We start from the raw sequence: 21318 nt of genomic DNA, 5'->3' as shown, positions 1-21318 counted from the left end.
TCACTAATGCGCAGAAAACAATTGGAGTATTGCTTGACTATTACTAGGTGAAAAACACTTTTCTGCCGCTGCGCGATAAGGCAGCCATTGATAGGCAATATGCTCTCTCGGAGCAAGGATAATCTCAGTCTTGCTCGGCACCTTTAGAGAAAACCAATGCTCAGTATTTTTTACTATTCCAGGCGCGTAACGATGCTGCCAAGCTGGATAAATCTCGTATTCGATCTGGTGATGCATGTCTTGCAAGGCTTCTGCAGGTAAGAGTTTGGCGTCAATACCAGTCTCCTCGAATACCTCACGAACCGCAGCTAGGGACAAATCTTCACCGAGAAAATCTAGACTACCAGTAACGGACTGCCAGAAATTAGCGCGATCAGCCCGCTCAATGAGCAAGACATCCCCATTCGATTTGTAAATAACTACCAAAACCGAAATAGGGATTTTCAAGATGCTAGCGTTACCAACCTAAGTTAATTAAGCGGCCGGCGTTGTTTGGCGCAAACGGATGTGTAACTCACGCAACTGACGCTCATCAACTGGACTAGGTGCTTGTGTCAACAAACACTGGGCGCGCTGTGTTTTGGGGAAAGCAATCACGTCACGAATAGATTCGGCACCTGTCATCATTGTGACGATACGATCCAACCCAAAAGCAATACCGCCATGGGGAGGGGCACCATACTGCAAGGCATCCAATAAGAATCCAAATTTAGCTTGCGCCTCTTCTGCACCAATCTTCAAGGCACGGAATACTTGGCTCTGCACCGCTTCTTGGTGAATACGCACCGATCCGCCACCAATTTCGCTACCGTTGAGAACCATGTCATAAGCCTTGGCTAAACACTTGCCCGGATCAGACTCAAGATACTGCATGTGTTCATCTTTGGGGCTAGTAAACGGATGATGACAAGCAACCCAGCGAGCATCGCCTTCGTCGTAATCAAACATCGGGAAATCTACAACCCATAATGGTTTCCAACCCTCAGTAAAGAGACCATGCTCTTTACCCCAAGCGGAGTGGCCGATGCGTAAGCGTAAATTGCCTATCGCATCATTTACGACTTTTTCTTTATCAGCACCAAAGAAAATAATGTCGCCATCTTTAGCGCCAGTTCGCTTTAAGATCCCTTCAATCGCAGCATCATGCAAATTCTTCACGATAGGCGATTGCAGGCCATTACGCCCTTCAGCAACAGAATTCACCTTAATCCATGCCAAACCTTTAGCACCGTAGATCGCAACAAATTGGGTGTAGTCATCAATTTCGCTGCGACTAATGGCTGCGCCACCAGGAATACATAAACCAACTACCCGACCCCCATCTTGGTTAGCGGCGCCGGAGAACACTTTGAAATCAACATCTTTCATCAGATCAGTTAGCTCAGTGAACTCAAAGTTCACACGAAGATCCGGCTTATCAGAACCAAAGCGTGCCATACCCTCAGAGTAAGGCATGGTTGGGAATGGATTAGGCAATTCGACATTCATAGTGACCTTGAAAATATGACGAATCATGTTTTCAAATAAATCACGGATCTCGACCTCACTCAAGAAAGCAGTCTCACAGTCAATCTGAGTAAATTCAGGTTGACGATCTGCGCGTAAATCTTCATCACGAAAACACTTCGTAATTTGGTAATAGCGATCAAAACCAGCCACCATCAATAATTGCTTAAACAATTGCGGGGATTGCGGCAAAGCAAAGAAGTGGCCATCATGAACACGGGAAGGCACTAAATAGTCACGAGCGCCTTCTGGGGTACTCTTTGTGAGCATTGGCGTTTCGATATCGATAAAACCAGCAGCATCTAAGTAGCGACGGCACTCCATAGCAACGTTATAACGTAGACGTAAATTCTTTTGCATCTGCGGACGACGCAAATCCAAAACTCGGTGGGTTAAGCGGGTAGTCTCAGATAAGTTCTCATCATCCAATTGAAATGGTGGCGTAATGGAAGCATTCAAAATAGTCAGGCTATGACACAGCACCTCGACCTTACCACTGACTAAATCGGTGTTCTCCGTACCGACTGGGCGCGCGCGCACAAGACCTTTGATTTGAATACAAAACTCATTACGTACTTGCTCAGCAAGAGAAAACATCTCAGGGCGATCTGGGTCACATACCACTTGCACGAAGCCTTGATGATCGCGCAAGTCAATAAAGATCACTCCACCGTGATCACGACGACGATTGACCCACCCAGAAAGGGTGACTTCGTTTCCGATTAGTAACTCATTTACCTGGCCACAGGTATGGCTTCGCATCGACATAACAATTTCCTATAAATCAAAGATGATTTGGTGGCTGAATAGCATTCAGGCCAGTTGGGCTAGTGGGAGGAACAGATCCCATTGAAACAATATGTTTGAGCGCTTCTTCTACACTCATATTTAATTCGATCGTTTGCGCACGAGGCACAACCATAAAAAAACCAGAAGTTGGATTTGGAGTGGTCGGCAAAAAGACATTGACATAATCTGCACCCAATTTAGCAGTTACCTCTTGAGCTGGAATGCCCGTCTGAAACGCGATCGCCCAAGAGTCAGCGTGCGGGTAACGAATTAATAGCGCCTTACTAAATGCCTGGCCACTTCCAGAAAATAAAGTAGATGACACTTGTTGCACACTGGAATAAATGGAACGTACCACCGGGATGCGATTAACGAGCCGATCCCAAACCTTCATCCACCACTGACCTGCAAAACTAATAGCAAGCAAGCCGGTCAACATAATGACCGCAATCACTATCGCAATACCAACGGCAGGCAAGTTGCGGAAATGCTGAAGATCGGCAGAAAATTGACTTGGAAATACGGCAATAATGGCGTGCATCACCGAACCAAAAACACCGTCGAGCAAATCCAAGCCCCAAGTAATCACCCAAATAGTGACGGCCATGGGGGCCCATACAAGAATGCCTGCGATAAAGTATTTTTTCATATGAAATGCTTGTGCTTTGCCTAACCCGCTATTTTAACGGGTTAGAGGCCATTCGGCGAAAGACTAATAAATACCTAGGCCGATTATCAAAATTCCAGCCAAAAACCCACCTGCAAAGAGCAATCCGCCCATAATTAATCGGTGAGTGCGTCTTTCCTGCTGTAAAAGAGCCTTTAAAACCTCTAGTTCGACGTTTTGTTCTTTTTTCTGGCTTTGCGCCAAGCTTTCAGCAATTAAACGGGGCAAAGTTGGTAAGATTCTGGCCCATGCAGGCGCCTCTGCCTTGAGGCCATCGAGCAGTCCGCGCCACCCCAACTGCTGACTTATCCACTTCTCCAAAATCGGTTTTGCCGTTTTCCAGAGATCTAAGTCTGGATCCAATTGGCGAGCAAGCCCCTCAACATTCAAGAGTGTTTTTTGCAACAAAGTTAGTTGCGGCTGAATTTCCACCTTAAAGCGACGCGAGGTTTGAAATAAACGCATCAATACAATTCCCAGCGAAATCTCTTTTAAAGGACGATCGAAGTAAGGCTCACAGACGGAACGTACTGCCCCTTCTAATTCCTCTACGCGTGTATTGGCAGGAACCCAACCGGATTCAATATGCAACTCAGCAACGCGCCGGTAATCGCGATTAAAGAACGCCAAAAAATTCAGGGCCAAGTAATTTTTGTCTGACTCACTCAAAGCGCCAACGATGCCAAAATCCAAAGAAATAAAACGACCGAAAGTTTCTGGCTCTAAGCTGATCATGATATTTCCTGGGTGCATATCTGCATGGAAAAAACCATATTCAAAAACTTGTGTAAAAAATATTTCAACGCCATCTGCGGCCAACTTTTTAAAATCAACACCCGCTGCACGCAATTCCTCATTACGACCAATGGAGATACCCTCCATACGTTCCATCACAATGACATTGGTGTGACATAGATCCCAATACATCTCTGGAATCATCAACTTTTTAGAGTCCGTGAAATACCGGCGCAATTGACTTGCATTTGCCGCTTCTCGCATGAGATCTAGCTCATCATGCAAATAGGTGTCAAACTCAGCAACATTTTCTCGCGGCTTTAAGCGACGACCATCTTCAGATGTGCGCTCAATAATTTTTGCCAAGTCATACATCAAGGCAATATCGCCTTCAATCACCGGCAAGATTCCAGGGCGCAAGACTTTAATAGCTGCGGCCCGATGATGCCACTCCGGGTGCTTCTCAGTTGCACGCAAAATTCCAAAGTGCACCTGAGCTACGGAGGCACTAGCCACCGGGCTAGCATCGAAACTCAAAAATATTTCTTCAATGGGCTGTCCAAGCGCCTCTTCAATTAAGCGCCGCGACTCTGCATTCGAAAATGGTGGGACTTGATCCTGTAATTTTGCTAGTTCATCAGAAATATCTTCTGGTAATAAATCTCGCCGCGTTGAAAGGACCTGTCCAAACTTTACAAATATAGGTCCAAGGGCTTCAAGGGTTAAGCGAATACGAGCGCCCCTAGGTAAATCAGAATTGGGTGAAGTCCAACAAAGAATGCAAAGGAAACTTCGGCTAATGCCGGGCTTTAAGTTATCTCGCAATAAAGGCAAGAGGCCGAAGCGCCAAGCGGTAAAGAAAATGAAACAAAGACGAGCAAGTCGACGCACGATTTATTTAGCCTTCTGTACTATTAATTGAATTCGTTTATCCATACGATCAACCGCATCACGTAGTTCATTCAATGCATTCTTGTGAGCTTTAAAGTCTCGCTGATTGAGCAATACTCTTCTTTCTTCAGTAACATACTCGACAACATTATCGACAAAATCGCTTGCTGCAGATTGGCTTGCTGAAACAAATTTCTTGCCTTGGCGTACTACGAAATTTGCCGGAGCATCTCCCAAAAATTTTGCCAAATCTTCTTCATACTCCCAGCGAACTTGACCCACAAGACGTCCTAATAATTGCGCTAAATCAGCATCGCCAGTAATCTTCACCGCCTTAAAAGCCTGTTCACGCAGCGTGCCTGAACCACTGGAAAGCTCACCCAATACCTTGGCTGATACCTCCAAAATTAAGGAGCTATCATCCACGGATTTTGATGCAGCTAATAGGCCAGTGGAAGTAATTTCAAAACAAAGGTCGCCTACAGGAGATCGCAAAAGGACAGTTTTGCCGGCATGTCGCGCTAGTTCCGCCAAAGCCCATGGCTCAGCGGATAACACATGGTTCATCCCCTGGCTTGCTACGCCAGCCGCAATGGTATGTGTCTTAGAAACAGCATTCATGAGTGTAAAAAACCCGCACGAGTGCGGGTTTCCAATGGAAAGTACCTCAAGCTTAAACCAACTGCTGAATACCTGCTAGTACCCAGCCCCCAGGACCTTCAACTGGCTTGCTCAAATTCCAGATTTCGGAGAAGTTATTTGCAGGAGCACCTTGTTGCTCTTGAATGATTCCACCAAACTGAACGCTGCAGTAATAAGCGTTATCAGCCACTTCAATACCTAAAAGTTGTGCATTGATTCTGATAACGTCTGTCCGATTAGCGCCATCGGTGCGGCCAGCTAAATCTTGCTGAATCGTGGCAAACATTTCGGCAGTAGTAAATTCTCGCAAAGCAGCCAAATCACCCTGATCCCAAGCTTTTTGTAAGCCCACAAAATATTGTTTCGCATTTTCTAAAAAAGTGTACTCATCAAACCCTGGTGGCAAGGTTGATTTAAATGGCTCAGGCTCTGCACTTGTGCCACCAAAAGCATTGGCGGCTGGATTGAACCCAGGTTCATTTCTTGGTAGCTTATCAAACGTGGCGCGCTGCATGGGTGCACCAGAAGCTTGTCCCACACCAGGCATTGCGGGCAGCAATCTCCTAATAACAAACATAATGACAAAACCAGCTAATGCGGCAATCAATAAACCAGTAATAAGAGATGATGCTGCCTCCCCCATGCCAAAGTGGGATAAAAGATAGCCAATCCCAAGACCAGCAGCTAAGCCACCCAAAATTCCCCCCATTCCGCCAAAACGACTAGGCGTCGGCGCTTGCGATGCTGGAGCTGGAGCCGAAGGCTGAGCTTGTTGAACTGGTTTTTGGACAGGTGCCGCCTGTCTTTGCATTGGTGCACTTGGCGCCCTACCGAAGCTTCTGCCACCACCCAAACGAGCAGCGTCAGCCTCGCCAACTAAAGCAAATACCAAACTCAGACTTAATAGTACCGCTTTGAAAAAATGCTTATTCATTTTATTTACCCCTTGTGTAAGCGCTGTATTGCTTAAGTAATTCAAACTACAAATTAATCAGTATTTAATTCCAATGTGCAAGGCAACGATGCCGCCGGTCATTCTGTGGGTTTCAACCTCATCAAATCCTACACCCAGCATGATTTCTTTTAGGGCATCAGCGTCTGGATGCATCCTAATGGACTCAGCTAAATAACGATAGCTTTCTGAGTCTTGTGCGATCTTGTCGCCAAGCCAGGGTAAGACCTTAAATGAATACGCGTCATAAACCGGCTGTAAAAAAGCATCTGGCTTAGAAAACTCTAGGACCAAAACACGTCCACCAGGTTTAATGACCCGACACATCTCGCCTAATGCCACATCTTTATGTGTCATATTACGTAGACCAAAAGCCACCGTCACCACATCAAAATGATTCGCCGGAAAAGGAATTTTCTCTGCATCAAATTGAACGCAAGGAAGCGCTAAACCTCGATCAAGCAGGCGATCGCGCCCAACACCCAACATAGAGGCATTGATATCACTCAGCCAAACTTGGGCGTCAGGATTTGCACCCCACGCTGTAGCCTTAGCAAAAGCAGCGGCCAAGTCGCCAGTACCACCCGCAATATCGAGTACTTTTTGTCCCGGACGCACTTGTGCACGAGCAATAGTGATTTTTTTCCACAAACGATGTAAGCCAAATGACATCAAGTCATTCATCACATCATATTTACTCGCCACCGAATGAAATACTTCGGCGACCTTGCTGGCTTTTTCAGCCTCATCAACACTTTGATAACCGAAATGGGTCTTACTCATCAATGACTTCCACAGGAATGATCATGCGAATGCTGCTGCGATGTCATTGGCGCATCCCGATCAAGACCAGCAACAGCCAATTTATCCAAATACAGTTTCCATAATTGCTCTTGGTTTTCGCATAAATATTGTAAAAAATCCCAAGAATACAAACCAGAGTCATGTCCATCCGAAAAGCTAGGCTTCAGGGCATAGTGACCCACTGGCTCGATATTGGCAATCAATACCTCGCGCTTACCGGTTTGTAACGTCTCTTGGCCGGGGCCATGACCTTGAACCTCAGCTGAAGGCGATAACACTCTGAGAAACTCAAATGGTAGACGGTAAGTCTTGCCATTTTCGTAAGCAAGCTCCAATACCTTGGATTGTTGGTGAACCACAATATTGCTTGGAATCATTAAACCAATACCCTCTCAATACCACCTTGGTTAGCCTTGGCAACATAATCCTGCATCCAATTTTTACCTAATATTTTTTGTGCCATCTCCACAACAATGTAATCGGCTGTTGTATCACTATCTGCATCAAAACGGGACAACCCTTGCAAGCAAGATGGGCAGCTAGTCAACACCTTAACGTCAGCAGCCTCATCACCCTTACGCAATTCATTGGCAGCCTTCTCCATTTCAATTTGCTTGCGGAAACGTACTTGGGTAGAAATATCTGGGCGCGTCACTGCAAGCGTTCCCGACTCCCCACAGCAACGGTCATTCTTCTTGATGGCTACGCCATCTTGCATTTCAATTAACTCATTCACCGTTTTCATTGGATCTTGCAATTTCATAGGTGAGTGGCAAGGATCGTGATACATATATTTCACGCCAGTGACATTAGAAAGCTTAACGCCCTTCTCCAATAAATACTCGTGAATATCAATGATTCGGCAGCCTGGGAAAATCTGCTCAAACTGATATCCGGCCAATTGGTCATAGCAAGTTCCACAAGAAACAACGACCGTTTTGATATCGAGATAATTCAATGTATTGGCAACGCGATGGAATAGCACGCGGTTATCCGTAATCATTTTCTCGGCTTTATCAAATTCGCCGTTGCCACGTTGCGGGTAACCACAACATAAATACCCTGGTGGTAAAACTGTCTGAACACCCACATTCCATAGCATTGCTTGTGTGGCCAACCCCACCTGAGAGAATAAACGCTCAGAACCACAACCCGGGAAATAAAACACTGCTTCAGTATCTGCTGAAGTCGTTTTAGGGTCCCTAATAATCGGAACGTAATCAGCGTCCTCTATATCTAATAGTGCCCGCGCAGTTTTCTTAGGCAAGTTACCAGGCATCTTCTTATTTACAAAGAAAATGACCTGCTCTTTAATCGATGGCTTACCCACTGTTGCGGGTGGGTGTGCAGTCTGTTTTTTAGCAAATTTACGCAATAAATCATTACCCAAGCGCTGGGCTTTATAGCCCCAGCCAATCATGGCCTTACGAGCAAGATTAATAGTGTCAGGACTAGTTGCATTTAAGAAGAACATGGATGCAGCAGTACCTGGGTTAAAGCGTTGTTGGCCCATCTTGCGCAATAAATTGCGCATATTCATCGTCACATCCCCAAAGTCAATTTTGACTGGGCATGGAGTTAAGCACTTATGGCAAACCGTACAGTGCGCAGCAACGTCATCAAACATTTCCCAATGACGAATTGAAATACCTCGACGAGTTTGCTCCTCGTATAAGAAGGCCTCGATCAGCAGTGAGGTTGCCAAAATCTTGTCACGAGGGCTGTATAGCAAATTCGCTCGCGGCACATGAGTAGAACAAACCGGTTTGCATTTGCCACAACGCAAACAATCTTTAATGCTATCTGCAATTGCGCCAATATCACTTTGCTGCATGATGATGGACTCGTGACCCATCAAACCAAAGCTCGGCGTGTAAGCCAAGCTAAGATTGGCATTTGGCATCAACTTACCTTTATTGAAGCGCCCTTCTGGGTCAACGCGGTTTTTATAGCTACGAAAATCTTTTAGCTCTGCCTCGGTGAGGTATTCCAGCTTGGTAATACCAATTCCATGCTCACCCGAAATGACGCCATCCAAAGAGCGTGCCAGAGCCATAATTCTGTCGACTGCATGATGGGCATCTTGCAACATCTCATAGTCATCCGAGTTCACCGGGATATTGGTATGCACATTACCATCGCCAGCATGCATGTGTAGAGCAACGAAGACGCGCTTACGCAAGACCTTCTTATGAATAGCCTCTAGTTCATTTAGAATCGGCTCAAAAGCCAAACCTCCAAAAATAATGCGGAGCTCGGAGCGCACTTCCTCTTTCCAAGAAGCTCGCAAACTGTAATCCTGCAATTGCGGAAAATATGTGTTCATCTGGTCTAACCACTCTGACCAACGCGCCCGCACTCTGGCAATTAAATCCAATGCTTGCTGTACACGATCTCCCAAAATTTCTGCAGTAGGGATCTCATACCCTTCATCACTCTTTCCTAAAGGCAATGCGCTCTTCTTCAGAAAGACTTCTAGGCCACTCAAGACTTGCAACTTATTCTTGAGAGATAGCTCAATATTAATACGCTCAATACCCTCGGTATATTCACCCATTCGCGGCAATGGAATGACCACGTCTTCATTGATCTTGAACGCATTAGTATGGCGGGCAATCGCTGCTGTACGGGCGCGATCAAGCCAAAACTTCTTGCGCGCTTCGGCGCTCACGGCGACAAAACCTTCGCCCACACGCAGATTAGCCATACGAACCACTTCACTGGTGGCCGCAGCTACAGCTTCCTCATCATCACCTGCGATATCGCCAATTAAAACAAGCTTTGGCAAGCTATTGCGTTTTGACTTTGTGGAATAGCCAACCGCTCTTAAGTAGCGATCATCTAAATGTTCAAGGCCAGCCAAGATTGGTCCACCTTGTTTGCTCAAGCTATCTAAATAAGCTTTGATCTCGACAATGCTAGGGATGGCTTCACGTGCTTGTCCAAAAAATTCAAGGCAAACAGTGCGCATAAACTTCGGCATGCGATGCAATATCCAAGTTGCACTAGTAATTAAGCCATCGCAACCCTCTTTTTGCACGCCAGGCAGGCCCGATAAAAATTTATCAGTCACATCTTTGCCTAAGCCTTCTTTACGGAAACGTTTACCCTCGACCTCCAGTAATTCTTTTTTTAGAATGCGTTCACCTGGCTCGCTTGCACCATCTGACCAAGTTAGTTGGAAGCGCACTTTTTCTACCACATGAATCTTGCCAAGATTGTGATCAAGACGTTCAACATCCAACCAATTGCCTTCAGGATCAACCATTCGCCAACTGGCTAAGTTGTCAAGCGCAGTACCCCAGAGCACGGCCTTCTTGCCACCGGCATTCATCGCAATATTGCCACCAATGCAACTTGCATCAGCTGAGGTAGGATCAACCGCAAACACCAGGCCAGCGTGCTCGGCCGCGTCCGCCACTCTACGAGTGACAACACCTGCACCAGTAAAGATCGTTGACACCTCATGATCAACCCCAGGGAGACGTTGCGATTTCACCCCTCCAATGTCTTGAAGCTTCTCGGTATTAATCACGGCAGACATGGCATAGAGTGGAATCGCTCCTCCTGTATAGCCCGTACCACCGCCACGCGGAACAATCGTTAGACCTAACTCAATACAAGCCGTTACTAAACCGGGAATTTCAGATTCGTAGTCTGGCTTTAAAATAACCAATGGAAATTCAACGCGCCAATCCGTAGCATCAGTTACATGAGCTGCGCGAGAGACGCCATCAAAACAAATATTGTCCTTAGCAGTATGACGAGCCAATACTTTCTTAGCGCGCTTACGAATCTGCTCAACTTCCTTAAATCCGCTCTCAAAGCTTTCCACCGCACGACGAGCAGCACTTAATAAGATTTCAACTTGTCCTGCTGAATCACCACTGGAGCGTTTCTTGACTTCACCCAAACGATGCCATAAGGCATCAATCAACAGTTGACGACGATTAGCGTTATCCAATAGATCGTCTTGCAAAAAGGGATTGCGCTGAACCACCCAGATGTCGCCCAAAATCTCAAATAACATCCGAGCCGAGCGACCAGTACGGCGAACGCCACGCAAGTCGTTTAGCACTCGCCATGACTCCGCACCTAGGAGGCGAATCACGATTTCTCGATCAGAAAAGGAGGTGTAGTTGTAGGGTATTTCACGCAAACGAGGCACACCGGCCTCGGCGTCCAACAACTGATTCAAAGCTAATGGAGCATTCATAGCGTCATATTTGATAAATAAGCATTTTAATTGAGCAATCCTGATATTGGCAGGAAATACGAAAAGTTGTTGACGAAAGAGATAAACCCTTTCAAATCTAAGGGCTTAGCCGCATCCGTGGTATGCTCATCGGATGGCAACGAATTATTTAAAGAAAATTTTATCTGCCCGGGTCTACGATGTAGCTAGGGAAACAGAGCTCGAGCTAGCCCCAGAACTGAGCAAGCGTTTAGGCAACCAAGTTTTACTAAAGCGGGAGGATAACCAGCCGGTTTTCTCCTTCAAACTGCGGGGTGCCTATAACAAAATGGCCCATTTAACCCCCGAAACCCTAAAACGCGGGGTCATTGCTGCTTCTGCCGGTAATCATGCCCAAGGGGTTGCCTTGGCAGCCGCCAAAATGAAGTGCAAAGCGCTTATCGTGATGCCGACAACCACCCCTAGCGTCAAAATTGAAGCAGTTAAAGCCCGTGGTGGTTCCTGGGTAGAAGTCATTTTGCATGGCGAGTCCTATAGCGATGCCTTCCAGCATTCAAAACTATTAGAGGGCAAACGTGGACTTACTTTTGTTCACCCCTTCGATGATCCCGATGTTATTGCCGGGCAAGGCACGATTGCCCAAGAAATATTTGCCCAACACCAAGAACCGATCGAGGCTATTTTTGTCGCTATTGGCGGCGGCGGTCTGATAGCCGGCATTGGTGAATATGTTAAAGCAGTCAGCCCAAAAACTAAAGTAATTGGTGTGCAGTCTGTTGACTCTGATGCGATGAGGCGCTCACTCAAGGCCAATAAACGCATCGAGATGAAGGATGTTGGTCTGTTTTCTGACGGCACTGCCGTCAAATTGGTTGGCAAAGAAACTTTCCGTATTTGCAAACGCGTGGTTGACGACATTATCACGGTTGATACGGATGAGATCTGCGCCGCAATTAATGATGTCTTTACCGATACTCGCAGCATTCTTGAGCCCGCAGGTGCATTAGCTATTGCCGGCATGAAGAAGTATGTCGAAAAACATAAAACCAAAAAGAAGACTTTGGTTGCGGTCGCTTGCGGGGCTAATATGAACTTCAGTCGCCTGCGCTTCGTAGCAGAACGTGCTGATGTTGGCGAATTCCGCGAAGCTGTATTTGCGGTAACCATTCCAGAAGAGCGCGGCTCCTTCAAACGATTCTGCGAACTACTAGGCAAGCGCAATGTTACTGAGTTCAACTATCGTATTGCCGATGGTAGCCAGGCACATATATTTGTTGGCATCGGCACCCAGAAAGCGGGGGATAGCGCCGCGATTGCAAAGCATTTCACTAAAGCAAAGTTTGCAACGATTGATCTAACCCATGATGAGCTTGCCAAGTCGCACCTGCGCTATATGGTTGGCGGTCACTCTGCGCTTGCAAAAGATGAGTTGCTTTATCGCTTTGAATTTCCAGAACGTCCCGGTGCTTTAATGAAATTTTTAACCAGCATGGCGCCGAACTGGAATATTAGCCTCTTCCACTATAGAAATCATGGCGCAGACTATGGTCGGATCCTTGTTGGAATTCAAGTACCAGAAAATGAGCAGAAAAAATTCCAAAAATTCTTAGCCACTCTTGGTTACCCGCACTGGGACGAGAGTAAAAATCCTGCATATCGCCTCTTCCTGAAATAAAAATGTCATACACACTTACCGGAAAACTCGTCGTTGCTATTTCTTCTCGCGCTCTTTTTGATTTCGAAGAAGAAAATCGCATCTTTGAATCTAGTGATGACAGCGCCTACATGAAATTACAGCTTGACCGCCTCGGTAAAGCTGCGCAGACGGGGGTAGCCTTTCCCTTGGTCAAAAAACTACTCGCCTTTAATGAAGGAGATGAGCAGCGGGTTGAGGTGGTCATTCTTTCTCGCAATGATCCTGTCAGCGGCTTACGCGTATTCCGCTCTGCGGAGCACCACGGATTGCATTTAGAGCGCGGTGTGTTTACTAGAGGGCGCCCTCCATATCATTACCTACGTTCACTGCACGCCAATCTTTTCCTATCAGCAAATGAAGATGATGTGCGCGCAACGATTGAAGCTGGATTCCCCGCGGCACGCGTCTATCCAGAGTCCAGTAAAACTGCCGAATCCCATCCTAATGAAATTCGGATTGCGTTCGACGGCGATGCAGTACTTTTTTCTGACGAAGCTGAGCAAGTATTTCAGGATAAAGGGCTTGAAGCTTTTGTAGATCACGAAAGTAAAAAGGCAGACATTCCATTGCCACCGGGGCCTTTTAAGCCCTTGCTTGAAGCTCTGCATCGACTGCAACGCTCCACTAGCGAAAAGGGAATGCGCATCCGTACTGCGTTAGTGACTGCGCGCTCAGCACCGGCACATGAGCGAGCCATTCGTACATTGATGGCATGGGGTATTGATGTAGATGAAGCCATGTTCCTAGGTGGGCTATCTAAGGGTGAATTTCTCCGTGAGTTTGAGCCCGATTTTTTCTTCGATGATCAAACAGGCCATTGCCAGTCAGCCGCCTCTGTTGCGCCGACCGGCCATGTTGTATCTGGCGTGTCTAATCGACCCAAAAGCTAAACGCCCTAAAACTCATTCACAAGCAATCATGGCAATATTAACGCTCGGTCAAGCCACGCAATATCCAGATCAGTATGATCCGAGTTTATTGTTTCCAATTCCACGCTCTGAGAATCGCCTCAAGCTCAATCTCAAACCCAACCAAGCATTGCCTTTTGTTGGTGTTGATATATGGAACGCTTATGAACTAAGCTGGCTTAATGCAAAAGGTAAACCACAAATTGCTTTAGCTGAATTTCAAATTCCCGCCGACTCACCAAATATGGTTGAGTCCAAATCTTTTAAGCTTTACCTCAATAGCCTTAATGGCACGCAATTTGCCAATGAAACAGAGGTACGCGAGAGGTTAATGACAGATTTATCCTCAGTAGTAGGCAGTAAGATTTCGACCCGCATCAACCCTCCTGAACTTATTGCCAAAAAGGGTATGCAAGAAATGAGTGGGGTGTTGATGGATAGACTGGATATTGAAATTGATCCCAGCCTGTCCGCCAATCCAGAGCTGCTTAAGGTAAATGAATCTTTTAGCCCAATTGAGCAATGCCTAGTTTCTCATTTGCTGAAATCAAACTGCCCCGTAACGGGTCAACCCGATTGGGCAAGCATCCAAATTCGTTATCAAGGACGTCCAATTTTGGAAGAAGGTCTGCTACGTTATTTGATTGGGTTTAGGCAGCTCGGTGAGTTTCATGAGCATTGCGTTGAAACTATTTTTTGCGATATCAAGCGCCAATGTAAACCCGATAAGCTGTCTGTCTATGCTCGCTACACAAGACGTGGCGGCTTAGATATCAACCCATTTCGCACTGACCATAATGCACCTTGGCCTGACAACACTAGGCACGCTAGGCAATAAGAAAAATCGCAGAGAATAAGCACCAAAGAAAAAGCCCTTACAGGAAAACCTACAAGGGCTTTTTTAAAATAGAGTAAAACTATTTTAAAACGGAATATCGTCATCCATTGCACCAAGTGAAGCGGCACTGGAAGATGCAGCAGGTGCAGACTGTTCAGTAGATTTAGCGCGGCTATAACCTTCACCACCACCCTCACTGCCGCCTACCGGCTTCCCACCAAGCATTTGCATGGTTTCTGCAACGATTTCAGTGGAATATTTTTCTTGACCACTCGCATCGGTCCACTTACGTGTACGCAAACGACCCTCAACATAAACTTGCGAACCTTTTTTGAGGTATTGCCCTGCGATCTCAGCAAGCTTGCCAAAGAATGCAACGCGATGCCATTCTGTGGTTTCTTTCATTTCATTGGTTTGCTTATCTTTATAACGATCTGATGTCGCTACTGAAATATTCGTAACAGCGTCGCCGCTTGGCATATAACGCGTTTCTGGGTCGCGCCCTACGTTACCTACGATGATGACCTTATTTACCGAAGCCATGTTGTCTCCCGAAGAAAAATGTAATGTGAATGAAATCTTAAAGTGTGGCCGTTGAATCTACAACCTTTGCAGGCAGTTCGCGCATCGACCAAGCAATTATAAGCCAGCAAAGCAGCAATGCTGCACCAGCAGCAAAGACTGATAAATCTCCATGGCTATCCATTAACCAACCCCCAATGACGGCCCCTGAGAACAGACCAATCGATTGAGTGGTGTTGTAAACACCTAGAGCAGTACCTTTTGATTCTTTCGCAAATCGTGAGACCAAAGATGGTTGTAAAGCTTCCAGTAGATTAAATCCAACAAAATATATTAATAAAGCAACAGCAATTGACAAGATTGATGAGGTGCCAATAAAAAAACATTCCGCAATAAAAAGCAACACAATCGCAATCAATAAAACAGGCCTCAGACGTTGTTTCTTCTCGCCAATAATCAGCACAGGCGCCATCAAAAAGAAAGACAGCAGCACAACTGGTAGATATACCTGCCAATGGGCTGACAACGGCAAACCTGCCTGCACCAATAAGCGAGGCACCACCAAGAACATTGCCACTTGAGTTGCATGCAATACAAAAACGCCTGCGTTCAGGCGCATTAACTCAGGGCGAAAAAATACTTCCTTCAGAGATGCTTGAGGCGCTTTAAGTTCTGGCATATTGGTGGGAAGTACAAAATATGTCACAGACATAGCCATGACACCAAGCACTGCTAACACAATAAAAATACCGCTCAAACCAATCATGCGATAGATAGGCGCCGCAATCACAAGAGATAAGGCAAACGAGAGGGCAATGCTGCCTCCAACTAAAGCCATGGCTCGTGTGCGCACCTGTTCACGAGTGAGGTCGGCAACCCAGGCAGAGATAGCTGCTGAAATTGCTCCAGCACCCATAACGCCTCGTCCAATCGCAATCCACAGCAAATCATCCCGAGCTGCGCAAATTAAGGCACCAGCAACAAATAGAGAAAGCCCCCAGAAAACCACTGGTTTTCTGCCAATTCGGTCAGATAGTCGCCCCAGCGGGATATAAAAACAGGCCTGGACGATATTGAAAATCCCCAAAGCCAGTCCAACCCATAAAGCATGCTCCCCGCCCGGTAAGCCCCGCGCATGAATACTAAAAATTGGCAAAAGTAGGAAAAGCCCCAGCATGCGGAGGCCAAAAATGCCTGCTAAGGCCAGAGTGGAGCGAAGTTCGAAAGGATTCATAGGAAAAGGCTATATTAACAAGTTACGCTAAAAAATCATGAATAACGAAATTAAGATCCGCGGTGCACGCACGCACAACCTCAAAAATATCAATCTAGACATCCCTAGAGAGAAATTGGTCGTCCTGACCGGCCTATCCGGTTCGGGCAAAAGTTCATTGGCTTTTGACACCCTTTATGCCGAAGGTCAACGTCGCTATGTGGAATCCCTGTCCGCATATGCCCGCCAATTCTTACAGCTCATGGAAAAGCCTGATGTCGATACGATCGAAGGTTTATCACCTGCAATTTCTATTGAGCAAAAAGCTACCAGTCATAACCCGCGCTCTACCGTCGGGACAGTAACAGAAATTCATGATTACTTAAGGCTGCTATTTGCGCGAGCTGGCACGCCCCATTGCCCCGATCACGATCTCCCATTAGAAGCGCAAAGCGTTTCTCAAATGGTAGATACCGTTCTAGCAATGCCGGAAGATACCAAGCTGATGATCTTGGCTCCCGTTGTCAGCGAACGTAAGGGCGAGTTTGTAGACTTATTTCAAGATCTACAAGCGCAAGGTTTTGTACGCTTTAGGGTACGCTCCGGTGGCGGGACAACTAATACAGCCAAGGCAGAAATCTTTGAAGTTGATCAGTTACCAGAGTTAAAGAAAAACGATAAGCACTCCATTGAAGTCGTAGTAGATCGCATCAAAGTGCGCCCTGATATTCAGCAACGCTTAGCTGAATCTTTTGAAACTGCCCTGCGTCTTGCCGATGGCAAAGCCATGATCGTCGACATGGATACAGGCAAAGACATGATCTTCTCAAGCAAATTTGCCTGCCCTGTATGCTCATACTCACTGCAAGAGCTAGAGCCACGCCTTTTCTCTTTCAATAACCCGATGGGTGCCTGCCCATCCTGCGATGGCCTGGGCCATCAATCCTTTTTTGATCCCAAACGCATTGTTGCTCACCCTGACCTTTCGCTGGCTTCAGGCGCCATTAAAGGCTGGGATCGACGCAATCAGTTTTATTTCAAACTCCTACAAACCTTAGCTAAGCATGGCGGCTTTGATGTGGAGAAGCCTTTCGAGACTCTGAGCAAGAAACAACAAGACTTGATTCTCTTAGGCTCCGGTGAAATTGAAATCCCGTTCGAGTACATTAATGAGCGCGGTAAATTAAGTGTTCGTCAACACCCATTTGAAGGCATCGTTGCTAATTTTGAGAGGCGCTATAAAGAGACGGACTCAGCCACTGTCCGTGAAGAATTAGCACGGTATCAAAACGTACAAACCTGTAAAGATTGTGGTGGTAGCCGTCTGCGTAAAGAAGCCCGCTTTGTGAAGGTGGGCGAGAAAAAACAATCGCGCGCTATTTATGAAATCAGCGCCCTACCATTGAAAGAAGCAAAAGAATATTTTGAGGCACTGGAACTTAAAGGCGCCAAACGAGAAATCGCCGATAAAATCGTCAAAGAGATTGGTGCACGTTTACGCTTTTTAAATGACGTTGGACTCGACTATCTCTCGCTTGAGCGCAGTGCTGATACTTTATCCGGCGGTGAAGCCCAACGTATTCGCCTAGCCTCACAAATTGGCTCTGGCCTAACAGGGGTCATGTATGTTTTAGATGAGCCCTCTATCGGCTTACATCAACGTGATAATGATCGCCTTATCGGAACCCTCAAACATTTGCGGGATTTGGGAAATAGTGTATTAGTTGTCGAGCATGATGAAGATATGATTCGTGCATCCGACTATGTGATTGATATCGGCCCAGGTGCCGGTATACACGGCGGTGAAGTTGTTGCAGAAGGAACTCCGGCAGAAGTAGAGGCAAACCCTAAATCTCTTACGGGCGCTTACCTCTCTGGACGTGAGCGTATCGAAGTTCCCGAAAAACGCATTCCAGTGAGTGATCGCTTCTTGGAGGTTATTGGCGCTCGTGGCAATAACCTCCAATCTGTCCATGCAAAAATTCCAGTGGGATTGTTAACATGTGTTACCGGGGTTTCAGGCTCAGGTAAATCCACCCTCATTAACGACACCCTACATCATGCGGTGGCACAACACTTTTATGGCTCGAATGCAGAGCCTGCAGCCCACGATGCCATCAAAGGTTTGGAGCACTTCGACAAGATTATTAGTGTTGATCAATCCCCCATCGGTAGAACGCCACGCTCAAACCCAGCAACCTATACCGGTCTCTTCACGCCGATTCGCGAATTATTTGCAGGCGTACCGGCAGCTCGTGAACGCGGTTATGAAGCTGGACGCTTCTCTTTCAACGTCAAAGGTGGCCGTTGCGATTCATGCGAAGGTGATGGCGTACTCAAGGTAGAAATGCACTTTTTGCCAGATGTATATGTACCCTGCGATGTCTGCCATGGAAAGCGCTACAACCGTGAAACGTTAGACATTCGCTACAAAGGTAAAAACATTCACGAAGTACTCTCGATGACGATCGAGCAAGCGCATGAATTTTTTGAAGCCGTACCTGTAGTTAAGCGCAAGCTCAAAACTTTATTGGATGTTGGTCTTGGCTATGTGAAATTAGGCCAAAGCGCTACCACGCTATCCGGCGGTGAAGCACAACGTGTAAAGCTATCGCTTGAGCTCTCAAAACGCGATACCGGTAGAACACTTTATATTTTGGATGAGCCAACTACTGGCCTGCACTTTCATGATATTCAGCTCTTACTAACCGTGATTCAAACACTTAAGAAACAGGGCAATACGATTGTGATCATCGAGCACAATTTAGATGTTATCAAGACTGCCGATTGGATTATTGATTTAGGACCGAAAGGCGGTGCTGGTGGTGGGCAAATTATTGCTACCGGAACGCCTGAAGAAGTAGCGAAGAATGAGGCAAGCTTTACTGGTCATTACTTGGCACCATTGCTAGCTCGGAAACCAGCGAACAAAACCAAGAGAAAGTAGCAGTCAATACAGTCGGCACATCAGAGCAGTTTAGATTCGGCCAAGTCGGTCGCTTCTGGATTGCCTGATAACACCAAAATATCGTTTGCTTGAAGACGTATGTTGGGGCTTAAGTCTAACTTGACATAGTCTTCTCCGTCGACCTTACGTCTGACCGCCTGCACACTAACTCCATCGTTCTCTAAGCTCAACTCACCCAGAGTCTTATTAATGCTGATCGACTCAGGCAATAGGGTCACAGAATGTAAGCGCCAAGATTCATTGGCAGCAAAATCATCCGCTTCAGAGCCTCGGAAATATCCACGCAATAGGCTATATCTTGCCTCGCGTGCATTCGAAACAATTCGAACTACCTTGCGCATAGGCACGCCCATCATCAACAAGACATGGGAGGCCATCATCAGGCTGCCTTCGATTAATTCAGGCACAACCTCAGTTGCGCCAGCGGCTTGTAATTTACTAAGATCAGCATCGTCTTTAGTGCGCACCAAGATCGTCATACCAGGACGTAAGCGCTCCACTTGATGCAATACCCTCATAGTAGCCGGAGTATCCGCATAGGTAATAACCACTGCTTTTGCTTTAGACAGGCCTGCCGCAACCAAATAATTCTCGCGACTGGCGTCTCCATAGACCACGTTATCACCTGCGGTGGCGGCCTCCTTTACGCGATCCGGATCCATATCCAATGCAATATAAGGAATTTTTTCTTGGTCAAGCATACGTGCAAGACTTTGACCTGAACGGCCAAATCCACAGATCACCACATGATTTTCAGTGCGCACACTTTTGGCAGCCACACGCGTCAATGCCAATGATTGCAGCAACCATTCATTGCTGGAAAAACGCATTGCAATACGATCGCTATATTGAATTAGGAATGGCGCACCAAACATCGATATCAGCATTGCAGCTAGCACCGCTTGACTTAATGCGGGATCAATCAAGTCTAAGCCGTCAATCTGATTGAGCAAGACAAATCCGAATTCACCGGCCTGAGCCAGACACAAGCCTGTGCGAATTGAGATCCCAGTGCTAGAACCAAAAGCCCTTGATAACAATGCAATCAAGCTAAATTTAAAGATTAATGGGCCAATGAGTAGAAGCAGTACTAAGAACCATTGCTGATAAATTACCTCAAGATCAAGCAACATTCCAATCGTGATAAAGAAGAGTCCTAGCAAGACATCCTTGAAAGGCTTTACATCCTCCTCAACCTGATGTCGATAAGGAGTCTCCGAAATCAACATCCCCGCAAGAAATGCCCCCAGCGCTAAAGACAAACCAAAATGCTCAGTGAGACCAGCCATACCCAACACAATCAGGAGAAGATTGAGCATAAAAAGTTCTTGTGAACGTAATTTAGCTACCAAGCTAAACCAACGACTCATGAGGGTTTTGCCAATAACGAAAATAAGCCCCAATGCCACTGCAATCTTGACCGAAGCTGCAGTTAGAGCAAAGATCAGATCACCAGGATTTTTGCCAAGAGATGGCAAAAGAATTAACAGAAATACCACTGCTAGATCCTGGAATAACAAAATTCCGATGACATTACGCCCATGCTGGGACTCCAATTCAGAGCGTTCAGCAATTAATTTGGTCACAATCGCTGTAGACGACATCGCTAATGCACCCCCGAGGGCGATAGCTGCCTCCCAAGAAATCGGATAAATCCAGTTCATCAAGAGGCTGGCAGGCACCGCTAATAGCATTGTCAAAATGACCTGGCTACCGCCAAGACCAAAAACTATCGACCGCATTGCCCTAAGCTTATGAAGATTGAATTCCAGGCCAATGGAAAACATCAAGAAAACCACCCCAAATTCGGCCAAATACTTCACTGTGGCCGAATCATTTGCCAAGGCCAAGGCCTTTGGACCAATCAACACGCCAATGGCTAAATAGCCCAAAATGGGCGGCAGGCCAAAATAGCGGAAAATAACCACTCCGGCCACAGCAGAGGCCAGCAAGATGAGAGTTAATTGAAGGACTGACGGCATATACTTACTC

At 46.4% G+C, this 21318-nt stretch carries 16 protein-coding genes; 4 read left to right on the top strand and 12 right to left on the bottom strand.

Features of this window, described 5'->3' with window-relative positions; translation table 11 throughout:
- Nucleotides 1-3 precede the first annotated feature (3 nt).
- The 9 genes from nudB to ICN46_RS01010 form a co-directional block, all read right to left on the bottom strand.
- Nucleotides 4-447, bottom strand: coding sequence for a dihydroneopterin triphosphate diphosphatase (nudB, locus tag ICN46_RS01050; RefSeq protein ID WP_216203623.1), 444 nt, complete (start codon nt 445-447; stop codon nt 4-6).
- A gap of 27 nt (nt 448-474) precedes the next feature.
- Nucleotides 475-2274, bottom strand: a complete 1800-nt coding sequence (gene aspS, locus ICN46_RS01045; RefSeq protein ID WP_216203621.1) for an aspartate--tRNA ligase — start codon at nt 2272-2274, stop codon at nt 475-477.
- 16 nt (nt 2275-2290) lie between these two features.
- Nucleotides 2291-2944 (bottom strand): DUF502 domain-containing protein, encoded by a 654-nt coding sequence (locus ICN46_RS01040; RefSeq protein WP_216203619.1) that lies wholly within the window; start codon nt 2942-2944, stop codon nt 2291-2293.
- Nucleotides 2945-3007: 63 nt separating this feature from the next.
- Complete coding sequence (gene ubiB, locus ICN46_RS01035) at nt 3008-4588, bottom strand: ubiquinone biosynthesis regulatory protein kinase UbiB (RefSeq protein ID WP_216203617.1); 1581 nt, start codon at nt 4586-4588, stop codon at nt 3008-3010.
- 3 nt (nt 4589-4591) lie between these two features.
- Nucleotides 4592-5209 (bottom strand): ubiquinone biosynthesis accessory factor UbiJ, encoded by a 618-nt coding sequence (locus tag ICN46_RS01030; protein ID WP_216203615.1) that lies wholly within the window; start codon nt 5207-5209, stop codon nt 4592-4594.
- 52 nt (nt 5210-5261) lie between these two features.
- Nucleotides 5262-6164: a Tim44 domain-containing protein gene (locus ICN46_RS01025; RefSeq protein ID WP_216203612.1), complete on the bottom strand. Its 903-nt coding sequence runs from the start codon at nt 6162-6164 to the stop codon at nt 5262-5264.
- 57 nt (nt 6165-6221) lie between these two features.
- Complete coding sequence (ubiE, locus tag ICN46_RS01020; protein ID WP_216203610.1) at nt 6222-6965, bottom strand: bifunctional demethylmenaquinone methyltransferase/2-methoxy-6-polyprenyl-1,4-benzoquinol methylase UbiE; 744 nt, start codon at nt 6963-6965, stop codon at nt 6222-6224.
- Complete coding sequence (locus ICN46_RS01015) at nt 6965-7363, bottom strand: gamma-butyrobetaine hydroxylase family protein (protein WP_216203608.1); 399 nt, start codon at nt 7361-7363, stop codon at nt 6965-6967. The genes ubiE and ICN46_RS01015 overlap by 1 nt, the downstream gene beginning before the upstream one ends.
- The gene (locus ICN46_RS01010) at nt 7363-11202 is read right to left on the bottom strand and encodes a DUF3683 domain-containing protein (RefSeq protein ID WP_216203605.1); all 3840 of its coding nucleotides are present in this window, start codon (nt 11200-11202) and stop codon (nt 7363-7365) included. Before ICN46_RS01010 ends, ICN46_RS01015 begins: the two co-directional genes overlap by 1 nt.
- A 133-nt stretch (nt 11203-11335) precedes the next feature.
- On the opposite strand from ICN46_RS01010, the gene ilvA reads away from it, so the two are divergent.
- Genes ilvA through queF form a run of 3 tightly spaced genes read left to right on the top strand, consistent with a single transcriptional unit; the run spans nt 11336 to nt 14623 of the window.
- Nucleotides 11336-12856 carry a threonine ammonia-lyase, biosynthetic gene (gene ilvA, locus ICN46_RS01005; protein WP_216203604.1) on the top strand — a complete coding sequence of 507 codons (1521 nt, stop codon included), beginning with the start codon at nt 11336-11338 and terminating at the stop codon, nt 12854-12856.
- 2 nt (nt 12857-12858) lie between these two features.
- Nucleotides 12859-13767: a 5'-nucleotidase gene (locus ICN46_RS01000; RefSeq protein ID WP_216203602.1), complete on the top strand. Its 909-nt coding sequence runs from the start codon at nt 12859-12861 to the stop codon at nt 13765-13767.
- A gap of 28 nt (nt 13768-13795) precedes the next feature.
- Nucleotides 13796-14623, top strand: a complete 828-nt coding sequence (queF, locus tag ICN46_RS00995) for an NADPH-dependent 7-cyano-7-deazaguanine reductase QueF (RefSeq protein WP_216203600.1) — start codon at nt 13796-13798, stop codon at nt 14621-14623.
- An 84-nt stretch (nt 14624-14707) separates the two neighbouring features.
- Here queF and ICN46_RS00990 read toward each other — a convergent pair whose 3' ends face one another.
- Nucleotides 14708-15166 (bottom strand): single-stranded DNA-binding protein, encoded by a 459-nt coding sequence (locus ICN46_RS00990; protein WP_216203598.1) that lies wholly within the window; start codon nt 15164-15166, stop codon nt 14708-14710.
- 37 nt (nt 15167-15203) lie between these two features.
- Nucleotides 15204-16379 (bottom strand): MFS transporter, encoded by a 1176-nt coding sequence (locus ICN46_RS00985; protein WP_216203596.1) that lies wholly within the window; start codon nt 16377-16379, stop codon nt 15204-15206.
- 37 nt (nt 16380-16416) lie between these two features.
- On the opposite strand from ICN46_RS00985, the gene uvrA reads away from it, so the two are divergent.
- Nucleotides 16417-19305, top strand: coding sequence for an excinuclease ABC subunit UvrA (gene uvrA / locus ICN46_RS00980; protein ID WP_216203593.1), 2889 nt, complete (start codon nt 16417-16419; stop codon nt 19303-19305).
- 20 nt (nt 19306-19325) lie between these two features.
- Here the strand turns inward: uvrA and ICN46_RS00975 are convergent, their stop codons facing one another.
- Nucleotides 19326-21308, bottom strand: coding sequence for a monovalent cation:proton antiporter family protein (locus ICN46_RS00975; protein ID WP_216203591.1), 1983 nt, complete (start codon nt 21306-21308; stop codon nt 19326-19328).
- Nucleotides 21309-21318 lie beyond the last annotated feature (10 nt).

Source organism: Polynucleobacter sp. Latsch14-2 (assembly GCF_018881925.1).
Taxonomy (GTDB): Bacteria; Pseudomonadota; Gammaproteobacteria; order Burkholderiales; family Burkholderiaceae; genus Polynucleobacter.
This window is presented reverse-complemented; position numbering and strand designations above follow the sequence as displayed.

What these genes read in the sequence shown, in the direction of transcription:
- ICN46_RS01010 (WP_216203605.1), bottom strand. Translation starts at nt 11,202, where the DNA reads ATGAATGCTCCATTAGCTTTGAATCAGTTGTTGGACGCCGAGGCCGGT.
- ICN46_RS01030 (WP_216203615.1), bottom strand. Translation starts at nt 5,209, where the DNA reads ATGAATGCTGTTTCTAAGACACATACCATTGCGGCTGGCGTAGCAAGC.
- ilvA (WP_216203604.1), top strand. Translation starts at nt 11,336, where the DNA reads ATGGCAACGAATTATTTAAAGAAAATTTTATCTGCCCGGGTCTACGAT.
- aspS (WP_216203621.1), bottom strand. Translation starts at nt 2,274, where the DNA reads ATGTCGATGCGAAGCCATACCTGTGGCCAGGTAAATGAGTTACTAATC.
- ICN46_RS00985 (WP_216203596.1), bottom strand. Translation starts at nt 16,379, where the DNA reads ATGAATCCTTTCGAACTTCGCTCCACTCTGGCCTTAGCAGGCATTTTT.
- ubiE (WP_216203610.1), bottom strand. Translation starts at nt 6,965, where the DNA reads ATGAGTAAGACCCATTTCGGTTATCAAAGTGTTGATGAGGCTGAAAAA.
- ICN46_RS01040 (WP_216203619.1), bottom strand. Translation starts at nt 2,944, where the DNA reads ATGAAAAAATACTTTATCGCAGGCATTCTTGTATGGGCCCCCATGGCC.
- ICN46_RS00990 (WP_216203598.1), bottom strand. Translation starts at nt 15,166, where the DNA reads ATGGCTTCGGTAAATAAGGTCATCATCGTAGGTAACGTAGGGCGCGAC.
- ICN46_RS01000 (WP_216203602.1), top strand. Translation starts at nt 12,859, where the DNA reads ATGTCATACACACTTACCGGAAAACTCGTCGTTGCTATTTCTTCTCGC.
- ICN46_RS01015 (WP_216203608.1), bottom strand. Translation starts at nt 7,363, where the DNA reads ATGATTCCAAGCAATATTGTGGTTCACCAACAATCCAAGGTATTGGAG.
- queF (WP_216203600.1), top strand. Translation starts at nt 13,796, where the DNA reads ATGGCAATATTAACGCTCGGTCAAGCCACGCAATATCCAGATCAGTAT.
- ICN46_RS00975 (WP_216203591.1), bottom strand. Translation starts at nt 21,308, where the DNA reads ATGCCGTCAGTCCTTCAATTAACTCTCATCTTGCTGGCCTCTGCTGTG.
- ICN46_RS01025 (WP_216203612.1), bottom strand. Translation starts at nt 6,164, where the DNA reads ATGAATAAGCATTTTTTCAAAGCGGTACTATTAAGTCTGAGTTTGGTA.
- uvrA (WP_216203593.1), top strand. Translation starts at nt 16,417, where the DNA reads ATGAATAACGAAATTAAGATCCGCGGTGCACGCACGCACAACCTCAAA.